Genomic DNA, 12,131 nt, shown 5'->3' with positions numbered 1-12,131 from the left:
AAAACAGCAATATGCCACAACCCGAAATTTATCAAAACCTGACCGACTATCTCAAATCAGCACTCGGTATTCTCGAACTCGACAAAAACTCTCAACTGTATCGAGATACCACCTCAATTTGCGACTATCTCGCCAAACCAACTTTTCAAATTGCTGTCTTTGGCCCGTTTAATTACGGCAAGTCAACTTTGCTCAATGCAATGCTTGGAAATCGTGCTTTGCCGATCGACCTTGTGCCCACTACGGGTGCTGCCATTTATGTCAACTACGGCGAGGAATTGCGCGCAAAAATTACCCTGAAAGACGGTACGGAAGTTAGCGAACCGGGGACTGATGTGTTGAAACGCTATGCCATCCTTGACGACGCCAGACAAATGCGGGATGATGTGGCCGCCGTGAATGTTTACTGTCCCCATCCATTCCTGAAAACAGGTGTGGAATTGCTGGATTTACCGGGAACCAACGATCGGGAAGAACAGGATAATTTGGTTCGGGATAAATTGGTAACGGCTGATTTGGTTGTGCAGGTTTTAGATGCTCGCAAATTGATGACTTTAGGGGAACGAGAGAACTTGAGAGATTGGTTGAGCGATCGCAACATCAACACTGTAGTCTTTGTTGCCAATTTTCTCAATCTACTCGAACCCGACGACCAAAAACAAGTTTACAATCGCTTGTTGTTTGTTGCCGAAAGTTTTCGCTCCAACTTGCCGAACAATATCAGCAATATCTACCGCGTCGATGCTTTGCCGGCTTTGAGGGCGAGGCTGAAAGGAGATGTGGCGGCCGCCCAAACTACAGGAATTGCCGCGTTTGAATCGGCTTTGCAAAGTATTGTGGCAGCTCAACAGGAACAACTAGCAGTTAAGTTGCCCAGAATTGAAGCTATAGCTACTAAAATTTGCCAATCTCTCCGCGCCAAAGCTGAAAATGTCAGCGCAGAAATAGCCGCTGCTCAAAAAAAGCATAAAGACAAAATTGAAATTAAACAAAAAGCCGAAAAACTGATATCAAAAGGCTTTCAAGCCAGCGTTTCCGATTTCGAGATTTGGCTTTACCAGCCCACACTTTTGCAGCGGTATCAATCAGAAATGGCGCTGTCGCTTCAGGAAGGAAGTTTTGATGCGTGGAAGCTAAAATTTGAGCGAGAGGTCTTACATCAGCAGCAAACGATCGCAGAATGGGTAAATAAAGCTTGCGAATTTTTTGAGAAAGAACAGCCGATCGCACTTTTGATTTCCTTTCCTCCAGCCCCGCAAGTCAGTTTACCGGAGCCGCCACCACCTCCAGCTCAAAAGTCGAACGACAGCGAAGTGGCTCCAGTGGCGATCGCCACCGGCTTAGGTTGGCTGTTGGGCGGGCCTGTGGGAGCCGCAGTAGTTGGCGGTGCTAGCTATATTTTGAATAAAAGAACTGGGTATGAAAAGCCGGCTGAATCGTCAGAAGCTTATCTAAATCAAGTAAAGGAAATTTGCAACGAGGCTGCTAAAAACTATCTCGATCGCTTCAGCACCGATACTTTTTCCATGCTGCAACACTACAAGGAAATCGCCGGAAAAGTAATCTGTTTTCAAGACAGCAAAGAGCCCCTACAGACAAATATTCAGCAATACCAGATACAGTTAATCAATAATTTGTTAGAAAATATCGAATCCAGCCTTCAAATGACCAAATCTGTAATTAACGGCAAATGATCCGAACCGACCTGAGGGCTAGTATTAATTTTTAAAATACCAATTTCTTTGCAGAGTATAAAGCGATTGAATGGAATATCAATCAGAAGCATAAACGTCGGTCAAGTCGGTAAAAACTGAGATGTTAGACAAACCATTATTGCACTGGAGATATGACCATCGCTTTGGAAGCTATGTCGGGCTAACTTCCACACGGACTATACAACCACAAGTTACACAAGACATTGTGCAAAATTCTATATTTCTATGTGTTTTAAACACTTTGCATTAGGGCTTTTGTATTCCCGAACACATGGAGACTTAGCAGTGATTTATTCCTTTAGACAGTTGGATAACTCACGCACATCTGACAAAGGCTAGAGAAAAGATTCCTTCTAACTCTTTAGGATTATTTCTGTGACCTACTTTGATAGAGGTTTTTTGCATCGGTTCATCTAATACTGTGAGTAAGTCCTAGTTATTTCTTAAAGGAGACATTTATGAATATCAGCAGACGCAATTTGTTAAAAGTAACTTCTGCTTCGGGTTTAGTTGCAGCAGGGCTGGCAGCTTCCGAAGGGTTTTTCAAACCTTTGTTAGCTCAAGATGAACCGGCTCAAGTATACGCTGAAAGTGCAGTTGCCCAAGGTCAAACTCAAAGCGGCGAGATGAGTTACAGGACCCTGGGACGCACGGGAGAGCGAGTGTCTGCAATTGGCTTGGGGGGACACCATATCGGACGCCTTCGAGAGGAGCAAGAAAGTATTAAGCTCATTCGCAGTGCGATCGACCGCGGCATCAATTTCATGGACAACTCCTGGGATTATCACAACGGACGCAGCCACCGATGGATGGGGCAAGCGCTCAAGGATGGCTACCGGCAAAAGGCCTTCCTGATGACCAAAATTGACGGCCGCACCAAGGGCGCTGCGATGATGCAGATTGATGAGTCGCTGAAGGCGTTGCAGACCGATCGCATCGACCTAATGCAGCATCACGAAATTATTCGGATGGAAGACCCCGATCGCATTTTTGCTCCCGGCGGGGCTATGGAGGCCGTAGTAGAAGCGCAGAAGGCGGGCAAGATTCGCTACATCGGGTTTACAGGGCACAAAGACCCTTTGGTTCATCTACGAGTGCTGGAAATTGCCGCCCAAAACAATTTCCGTTTTGACGCGGTACAGATGCCACTGAACGTGATGGACGCTCATTTTAGAAGTTTTGAGCAACAAGTTCTACCAGTGCTGGTGAAGAACCAAATAGGTGTATTGGGGATGAAATCTATGGGCGACCCTTACGTTCTTAGAAGCAATACAGTAAGCCCGATCGAATGTCTCCACTATGCGATGAATCTGCCTACTTCAGTTGTGATTACTGGCATTGATAGTATGCAGCTCCTCGATCAAGCCTTTGAGGCGGCTCGCACGTTTAAGCCGATGGATCGATCGCAAGTTGCAGCAATGCTGAATCGCACTCGCGAGGCGGCGGCAAAAGGGCAATACGAATTGTATAAAACTACCAACCAATTTGATAGTACCGCCATGAACCCCTCGTGGTTAGGATAAGTGCTTTTGTATTCATCAGCACATCTAGACTTGAGCCGGAGCAAACGCAGCCTAATGACGAGCACTTGGGAAATTTTCCCAAAATTTTTTCGCATTTGGCTCCGCTCGGGGCTACCAAAAATTTAGATAAAGCACTACCAAGTTTATGAATAACCCTTCTATACAAGTGCAAAAAATCCGAGCCATTGGATTGACTGTGACAGATGCCGATCGCTCCAAGGATTTCTATACGAAAGCCCTCTCGTTTGAACCTGTTTCGGATATTACGGTTGAAGGGCAAAATTACAGCGATCTCGAAGGCGTTGATGGGGCAAAAATCCGCATTGTTACTTTGCAGCTTGGAAATGAACTGATTGAGCTGATGGAGTATCTTAACGTTGAGGGAAAACCCATCCCAAAAGATTCGCAAAGTAATGATTTGTGGTTTCAACACCTGGCAATTGTGGTCAGTGACATCGATCGCGCCTATGCACACCTGTGCTCTTTTCCCATTGACCCCATCTCCACTCAACCGCAGACAATACCGCCTGAAAATAAAGAAGCTGCTGGAGTGCGAGCTTTTAAATTTAAAGACATTGACGGCCACAATTTAGAGCTAATTTGGTTTCCTCCCGACAAAGGACAAGAAAAGTGGCATCAAAAGAGCGATCGCTCCTTTTTAGGAATCGAGCACAGTGCGATCGCGATTAGCAACACCGAGCAAAGTCTCCAGTTTTACCGCGACTTACTGGGAATGCAAGTTGATGGAGGCAGCCTCAACCAAGGGGAAACGCAAGTTCACCTCGATAATTTGCCAGAAGCTAAAGTCAAAATTACCGCACTGCGGCCGATTCAAGGCGGTTTAGGAATTGAACTATTAGACTATCTAGTTACTCCAAAAGGCCGCCCCATACCGAGGGATTGGAAAAGTTGCGATATTGCCAATATGCAAGTGGAACTAATTGTTAACGATCTCGAGCAACTATTGGAAAAATTGCGACAAAATGGCGTTGAGTTTGTCTCCCCACGACTTGTGCATTTCTCAGATAATGCCAGTTCTTATCGCCAAAGTTGTCTGGTCAAAGATCCTAACGGACACGGAATTTTACTGACCTCCGAACTAGCTAACTATAGCGCTTCTAATCACGGCTAACCAATTAATCTTTTTCACTATTTTTATGCACTTTAGCCCTTAAGTATCTATCTTATCTTTGCTATCTCCTAACATTTGAATCAATTTTCGGGCGACGACAAGACCGACTACTGCACCGCCGACCCATTTAATAACCTCCCCAGTCTGAATCGGGTGCAAGTGCTGCTCAAAAATTTCATCTTTTAACCATTCCGTTGTTACTTTAAAATTATGAATTGGAGTAGGTAATAACTCTAAATAAGTACCTTGGCGGATTAAGTGACCGACTTCTCCGGCAACTTCAATGCTATTGTAAATGTTAGCCACGCTTTCTTCTATCCCGAGTTTTAGCAGCGTTCCCCGCAGGTTAACTTCAGCAGGTTTTAGGCTATTTCCTAAAGCGAGAGCTTTCAAATTGTGAGCAATTGCAGCTCCCTGCTGATAAGCAACTTGAGCGGTGGCAGGTAAAGAATTGCCTTGAACTGTTGCACAATCTCCTGCCGCAAAAACTTCGGGAAAATCTAGCAGTTGTAGTGTAGGGTTCACTAAAGGGTTGCCGTGTTTGTCTCGGCTTTCCTCAGAAATTGCTAAACCTTTAATGAGCGAGTTAATGTTAGTTCCTGTCGTCCAAATTACTGTAGATGTAGGTAAAGTTTCTATCTGTTCCTGGCGCTTATATTCAACTTCGTTGACGCGAATAGCAGTCGCTTTTGCCTCCATAATAAATTCTACGGGTACAGTGCGCTTTTGCAGAGCCTTTTTCGCAATTTCGCGCAGGTGACTATTAATATCGCTGTCAAGAATTTCCTTGCCGTGATTGAGTAAAACGACCCGTACTTCTGCTGGATTGCCACCCATTGCAGCAAACCAATTAGGTAGTAAATCGCCTAATGTACCTGCCATTTCCACACCGGAAGGTCCAGCACCTACTACGGTGACTGTCAGGAATTTGCGACGCTGTTCTGCATCTGGAATCTGAAGAGCTTGCTGGAAGCAATCGCGTAGGTGTTTATCAATGGCGATCGCATCTTCTCCGGTACGGAAAGGGAAAGCATTTTCTTGAGCTCCCTCTATACCAAAATATCCTGTAACGCTGCCTAAAGCTAAAACTAAATTGCTGTAATTGTAAGAATCCCCCGATGTTACTTTCACTTCGCGCCCGTGCAAATCAATGGATTGAACGGCATCTTTAACAAAGATTACACCGCTACCTTTTAGCAATTCATCATAGCGCGGCCAAACTTCTTCTGCACCCATCTCCCCGCTAAAATATTCATAAAGTAACGGCTTAAAGCAAAAGCGATCCTCTTTTTCTATCAAAATTACAGAACGGGGATAGTGTTGATGGCTCAAGTGCAAAGCTGTAAATAGCCCCGCAAAGCCGCCACCTACAATTACAGTTTGATAGATTGTGTTGTTCATAATACTGTTCGTTAATCTTGATAATTCTTGACATACCTAAGAAAATTGTTGTCTCGGTATGGACGGAGGATTTTATTAATCCATTCACTGCTTTTAAAACCAAACTTTTGCGCCTAACAAGCGGTTTTATTAAGTCGCATATAAACCGTTAGTTAACCAATTTTTTTATTCTAACACCCTTATTCTTTGCTCCTCAATTATATAAAAATACAACTACAGCGGTTCTCAAAAAAGTGAGGTATGCCCTATGCCCTATGCCCTATAGTAACTCCTATGAGATATCGAAAGGCTATAGATTATAACTAACTTCAAGTTAGAGGTAATGATTATTCAAAAGTATCTATCTTAAGAAAGAGATAAATTTAACAAATATAATTCTTAAGATAGAAATATATTTTTCTTCCCAATGACTAGACGCTAGAATTAGCAAGACTTTGAAGGAAATAAATCTCTAGTAGCTAGTTTGGTCACAACTTTGACACAAAATTGTTATCAATTTGACAAGTAAAATCTCTATAAGTGTAAAATAAAAAAATAACGGAGAAAAAATTATGAGCTTTTCCCCTGAGCTTCTGAAAAGCCAAAAAGCTCTTGTAACGGGCGCAAGTTCTGGTATCGGCGAAGCGATCGCCCGTTCTCTAGCTTCAGCGGGTGCATCTGTTGCAGTTAATTACCACTCGGAAGTTGAAGAAGCGCAGAAAATTGTGGCTGACATTAAAGCTGCGGGCACAGAAGCGATCGCTCTTGGTGCCGATGTCAGCAAAGAAGACGAAGTTAAGGCTATGTTCAGCCAGATGTTCAAGGAATTTGGTACGATCGACATTCTGGTTAATAACGCAGGTCTGCAAAAAGATTCGCCCCTCGTAGACATGACTATCGATCATTGGAACCTGGTGATTGGAGTCAATCTAACGGGACAGTTTTTATGTGCCCGCGAAGCTGCCAAAGAATTTATGCGGCGGGGCGTACAACCCCATATTTCATCGGCTGCTGGGAAAATTATTTGCATGAGTTCAGTACATGAGGTAATTCCTTGGGCCGGCCACGTCAACTATGCTGCTAGTAAAGGCGGTATTAATATGATGATGCGGAGTATGGCTCAAGAACTCGCACCCCATAGAATCCGAGTCAATAGTATTGCGCCAGGGGCCATCAAAACCCCCATCAATAAATCAGCATGGGAGACGCCAGAAGCCGAAGCAAAGTTATTAAAGCTGATTCCTTACGGTCGAGTAGGGGAAGTAGAAGATATCGCTAAAACTGCTGTTTGGCTGGCTTCTGATGACTCGGATTATGTTTGCGGTGCGACGTTGTTTGTGGATGGTGGAATGACGTTGTATCCAGGATTTGCCACAGGCGGCTAATCGAGATTCTGCAATCTGAAATATTCTCGGATAACTGCAATGGATGCTGAACAGAAACGAATTCAAGAAAATGCTGAAATGACAGCCCACTGGAACCGCTGGGGATCTTATTTAAGCGATCGCCAGTGGGGAACAGTCCGCGAAGATTATTCGCCCTACGGTACGGCTTGGGAGTATTTCCCTCACGATATGCCGCGATCGCGGGCTTATCGCTGGGGTGAAGACGGGTTAGGGGGATTTTGCGATCGCCACGGTCAAATTTGTTTCGCCCTCGCACTGTGGAACGGCAAAGATCCCATTTTGAAAGAGCGTTTTTTTGGGCTTACGAACAGTCAAGGAAATCACGGAGAGGATGTCAAAGAATACTACTTTTATTTAGACAACACGCCAACTCATTCTTATATGCGCTGGCTGTACAAATATCCGCAGCAAGAATATCCTTATACTTTGTTGGTTGAGGAAAATGCGAGGCGCAACAAATCTCAACCAGAATTTGAGTTGCTGGATACAGGAATTTTTGAGGGCGATCGCTACTTCGATATCGTTGCTGAATATGCCAAAGCCTCCCCAGAAGATATTTGCATTCGCATCAGCGCCACTAACCGAGGTTCGGAAACAGCAACCCTTGACTTATTGCCGACTTTATGGTTTCGCAATACTTGGTCCTGGACGGGTAGCGAAAAACAAGCGCAGGTTTCTCAAGCAGCCGATGGAATTATTAAAGCTCAACATCAAAAATATGGCGATCGCTGGCTATTTTGTCAAGGCAATCCCCCTCTGTTATTTACAGAAAATGAAACCAACCTACAGCGTCTCTACAGTGTCCCCAATACCTCACCTTACGTTAAAGATGCTTTCCACGAATTAATAGTTCACAATCGCAAAGATGCTGTAAATCCTGCTCAGATTGGCACGAAAGCTGCTGCCCACTATCACCTAGAAATCGGTCGAGGAGAAACGGCAGTTATCCAACTCAGATTTACTGATTCTTACACCGATACTCCTTTTAGCGAAGAGTTTGCGGAAACATTCATTCAAAGGGAAAAAGAAGCCGATGAATTTTATGACTCGCTGACTCCAAATCTTGATGAAGATGTCCGCAACGTACAGCGTCAAGCCTTTGCGGGATTATTGTGGAGTAAACAATTTTATGCCTACGATGTTCGCACTTGGTTGCAAGGCGATCGCGCAGAACCCACACCATCAGCTCAGCGTTTAAATAGTCGCAATGCTGACTGGCGAAATTTATATGCAGAAGAAGTCATTTCCATGCCCGATAAATGGGAATATCCTTGGTTTGCAGCCTGGGATTTGGCATTTCACTGCATTCCGCTCGCTTTAATTGATGCTGACTTTGCCAAGCGGCAATTGCTACTGCTAACTCGCGAGTGGTATATGCACCCAAATGGTCAAATTCCAGCTTATGAATGGGCATTTGGAGATGTCAATCCACCCGTGCAAGCTTGGGCGGCATGGCGAGTTTATAAAATTGAACAAAAGCGAGTAGGTAAAGGCGATCGCGACTTCCTCGAACGAATGTTTCACAGATTGCTGCTCAATTTTATTTGGTGGGTAAACCGCAAAGATCCTCAAGGTGCAAACCTTTTTCAAGGCGGCTTTTTAGGTTTAGATAATATTGGGGTATTTGACCGCAGCAAACCCTTGCCAACTGGCGGCTATTTAGAACAAGCAGACGGGACTGCTTGGATGGGAATGTTTGCACTGAATATGTTAGCGATCGCGTTAGAACTTGCCAGGGAAGATCGAGTTTACTCGGATATGGCGCTCAAATTTTTTGAACACTTCCTCTATATAGCTGATGCTGTTAACCATGTCGGCCCAGAACAAATTGCTTTATGGGACGAGGAAGATGGATTTTACTACGATGCTCTGTCCCAGCCTAACGGTCAATGTTGCTTGCTAAAAGTCCGTTCAATGGTGGGGATGACGCTGCTATTTGCTGTCGATACTCTGGAAGCTGACTTATTAGAAACAGTGCCGGGACTTAAAGAGCAAATCGATTGGTTTTTCAAGAACCGCCCGGAACTCGCCAAGAATATTGCTAGTATGGAAATTAAAGGAGTCGGTCAGCGGCGGCTGCTTTCAATTGTCACCCCCGAAGCATTGCAGCGCGTCCTCAAAAGGCTGTTTGATGAAAACGAATTTCTCTCGCCCTACGGCATCCGCTCCATCTCTCGCTATCACTTAGAACATCCATTTATTTTTGAGTGGGATGGCACTAAATATCAGGTAGACTATGAGCCGGCTGAGTCTACGACTGGGCAATTTGGTGGCAATTCTAACTGGCGCGGCCCGATCTGGTTTCCCTTAAATTTCTTATTAATTGAATCGCTGCAAAAATACTACCATTATTTCGGCGATGATTTCCAAGTAGAATTTCCTACAGGCTCTGGAGTTATGCTTAATTTATGGGAAGTTGCCTTGCAACTAGAGCAGCGGCTAAACAGCATTTTTATGAGGGGAAAAGATGGTAAAAGACCTGTTTATGGCAGATTAGAGAAGTTTCAAAATGATCCTCAATGGCGCGACATGATTTTGTTTCATGAATACTTTCACGGCGACAATGGTGCAGGATTGGGCGCGTCCCACCAGACGGGATGGACTGCACTGGTAGCAAAACTGATTCAGCAAGTTAGTAAAAAGCCATGAAACTGATACAATTTTGTTTTACATAGCACGTCTCAATGAGTTGTGTTCACTGTAGTGTGATCATCTTGTTCGCGGTACAATTGCATGAATGATTTAAACGCACTAAATCAATCTTTAGATAGATATCAAAGTGCTAATTATAAGGGAATAGTTATTAGCAAGACCAACTAAATTTGGGCGTTGCTATATAAAGTAACGGTAACGCCTTGATGCCGTAAGGATAAAGTAATGCCGGCTCTACCTCTCAATAGCGAAAATCTACCTTACCCCGATCCGATCCATCCGATTATTGTTCACTTTGTAATTGCGATGGTGTTTTTCTCGTTTTTCTGCGACGTTACTGGCTATTTTACCCGCAATCACCGCTTGTTTGAGGTGAGTTTTTGGAATTTATTTGTCGCCGCGGTTTCTATCTTTCTAGCTGTCATTTTCGGTCAATTTGAAGCGGGTTTGGCGCAACCTTATGAGGTAGCTAAGCCTGTACTAGATTTGCACACAATTACTGGTTGGTTGCTGGCGGCAATCCTTGCAGCTATTGCAGGTTGGCGCTTCGTAATTCGCAGGCGCGACCCCTTGAAAGTACCGGCTGCTTATCTGGGTGCGGCAACATTTTTGAGCTGCTTGGTTTTCTTCCAAACATATTTGGGAACTCGGCTGGTTTGGGTGTACGGGTTGCACGTAGAACCGATCGTTGAAGCGACGAAAAGAGGAATTTTACAATGAACTCCCAACTTGTGCAGCAACTTGTCGATCAGTTGGGGTTCAAGCTAGGTGCAAATAGACTACCCTACGAAGTGCCAATTCATCCTAATTTTGTGCATTTCACGCTGGGTTTGTTTATCATTGCGATCTTATTTGATATAGCAGGAAATCTTTTTCCCTTAGAAAGACCAATCTTTAAATTTTTGGCTCTCCCTGCAATCCGATCGAGCTTTTATGATGTGGGCTGGTACAATTTGGTCGCCAGTGCGATCGTCACATTTTTTACTGTAGCAGCGGGCTTTTTCGAGATTATGCTCGCAGATCCGGCAGCGAATGTCAAGAGCGCGTGGGGATTGGGAGCAGCTCCAACGATGATCTTGCACGGTTTGGGCGGAGTTTTGCTGTTGGGGGCGATCGTTGCCATGACTGTGTGGAGGGGGTTTCAGCGCTACCGCTGGCGCCCGGAAGCCACCAGGCAAGTACAGTGGAGCTATTTGCTAGCAGGCGTGGTCATGCTGGGTTTCCTATTCGTTCACGGGACGCTGGGAGCACATCTGGGAGACCAGTTTGGGATTCACAATACCGCTGCGGGTTTGCTCAGACAGGGGGGGAATCCTAGTTCTGCGCTCAAGTAAATAGGTAAACCAATTAACTGTTTTCCGTTAGAGTACGCATCTTTAAAGTTTCTACCCCTTTTTCTGATGAAAGTTTTTAAGGCCTTGCTATTAGCTATTGCGATCGCCGTGGATATGGTCGCCAGCCACTGGGTGGGACAGCAGGCCTATTCTTGGATGCCCAGTCAGGGAACAGCAGAAGCGAAACAAGTTGACAATCTGTTTAGCTTCCTGGTGTCGATCGGAGCGTTTATTTTTGTGGGAATTGTGGGCATTATCCTATATTCGATCCTCACTTGCCGAGCACCGAAAGGAGACTTCAGTCATGGGCATCCTGCGAGGGGAAATTGGAAAATTGAGATCCTTTGGACAGTACTTCCGGTGATGTTAGTATCTTGGATCGCCACTCAAAGCTACATCATTTATCAGCAAATCAACATCCAGGGTTTGACACCGATCGCACACTTGCACCTGCCTCTAGAACAACCTGTTTATGCCGCCAATAAACCCAGTGAAAACAACAACAATTCTAAACCAGTTACTGAAGAAATTGAGGTAATTTCTAAACAGTGGTCTTGGTCTTTCCGCTATCCGCGACGGAATGTTACCAGTACAGAATTGCACCTGCCAGTTAATCAAAATGTGCGGCTGACCTTGCAATCGCAGGATGTTATTCACGGTTTTTATGTTCCTGAGTTCCGCATCAAACAAGACATCATCCCTAACCGCACTCTTAACTTTGTGTTCGCGCCGATCCGAGAAGGCAAATATCGGTTGAGGGATTCTCAATTCAGCGGCACTTACTTTGCATTGATGCAGGCGGATGTGTACGTTGAATCCCCGGAAGCTTACGATCGCTGGCTGGCCCAAGCTGCGGCACAATCGCCAACTCCTGCAAGCAATCAGGCGGTTTCTGAACACACAAACCAAGTCCAGAAAGCCAGAGGTAGTTTCTGGCCGACTGTTTTGCCGGCTCCGCCTCCTGTTGTAAATCATCCCAACTGATCGAA

General features: G+C 44.9%; 9 protein-coding genes. 8 read left to right on the top strand and 1 reads right to left on the bottom strand.

Features of this window, described 5'->3' with window-relative positions; all coding sequences use genetic code 11:
* Positions 1–11 precede the first annotated feature (11 nt).
* The 3 genes from QUA45_RS10045 (at position 12) to QUA45_RS10035 (ending at position 4,370) form a co-directional block, all read left to right on the top strand.
* A complete protein-coding gene (locus QUA45_RS10045) occupies positions 12–1,694 on the top strand; it encodes a dynamin family protein (RefSeq protein ID WP_333220549.1) in 1,683 nt (560 codons plus the stop codon).
* Between the two features lie 479 nt (positions 1,695–2,173).
* Positions 2,174–3,238: an aldo/keto reductase gene (locus QUA45_RS10040; protein ID WP_333096689.1), complete on the top strand. Its 1,065-nt coding sequence runs from the start codon at positions 2,174–2,176 to the stop codon at positions 3,236–3,238.
* Between the two features lie 145 nt (positions 3,239–3,383).
* Positions 3,384–4,370 carry a VOC family protein gene (locus tag QUA45_RS10035; RefSeq protein WP_333220547.1) on the top strand — a complete coding sequence of 329 codons (987 nt, stop codon included), beginning with the start codon at positions 3,384–3,386 and terminating at the stop codon, positions 4,368–4,370.
* Positions 4,371–4,409: 39 nt separating this feature from the next.
* On the opposite strand, the gene QUA45_RS10030 is transcribed toward QUA45_RS10035, so the two are convergent.
* Complete coding sequence (locus QUA45_RS10030; protein ID WP_333147751.1) at positions 4,410–5,771, bottom strand: NAD(P)/FAD-dependent oxidoreductase; 1,362 nt, start codon at positions 5,769–5,771, stop codon at positions 4,410–4,412.
* A 551-nt stretch (positions 5,772–6,322) separates the two neighbouring features.
* Between QUA45_RS10030 and QUA45_RS10025 the strand changes: the two genes are divergently transcribed.
* From QUA45_RS10025 to QUA45_RS10005, 5 genes are all read left to right on the top strand, one after another.
* Positions 6,323–7,135: an SDR family oxidoreductase gene (locus QUA45_RS10025; protein ID WP_333096695.1), complete on the top strand. Its 813-nt coding sequence runs from the start codon at positions 6,323–6,325 to the stop codon at positions 7,133–7,135.
* Between the two features lie 39 nt (positions 7,136–7,174).
* The gene (locus QUA45_RS10020) at positions 7,175–9,805 is read left to right on the top strand and encodes an MGH1-like glycoside hydrolase domain-containing protein (protein WP_333220545.1); all 2,631 of its coding nucleotides are present in this window, start codon (positions 7,175–7,177) and stop codon (positions 9,803–9,805) included.
* A 228-nt stretch (positions 9,806–10,033) separates the two neighbouring features.
* Entirely contained in the window at positions 10,034–10,528 is a 495-nt protein-coding gene (locus tag QUA45_RS10015; protein ID WP_333220542.1) for a DUF2231 domain-containing protein, read from the top strand.
* A complete protein-coding gene (locus QUA45_RS10010) occupies positions 10,525–11,142 on the top strand; it encodes a DUF2231 domain-containing protein (RefSeq protein WP_333147758.1) in 618 nt (205 codons plus the stop codon). The genes QUA45_RS10015 and QUA45_RS10010 overlap by 4 nt, the downstream gene beginning before the upstream one ends.
* Before the next feature lie 66 nt (positions 11,143–11,208).
* On the top strand, positions 11,209–12,126 hold the full coding sequence (locus tag QUA45_RS10005; protein WP_333096702.1) for a cytochrome c oxidase subunit II: 918 nt from the start codon (positions 11,209–11,211) through the stop codon (positions 12,124–12,126).
* Positions 12,127–12,131: the final 5 nt, after the last annotated feature.

It is taken from the genome of Microcoleus sp. Pol12A5, assembly GCF_036701435.1.
GTDB lineage: Bacteria > Cyanobacteriota > Cyanobacteriia > Cyanobacteriales > Microcoleaceae > Microcoleus.
The sequence above is the reverse complement of the archived record's forward strand: the minus strand, read 5'-3'. Positions and strand labels throughout refer to the sequence as shown.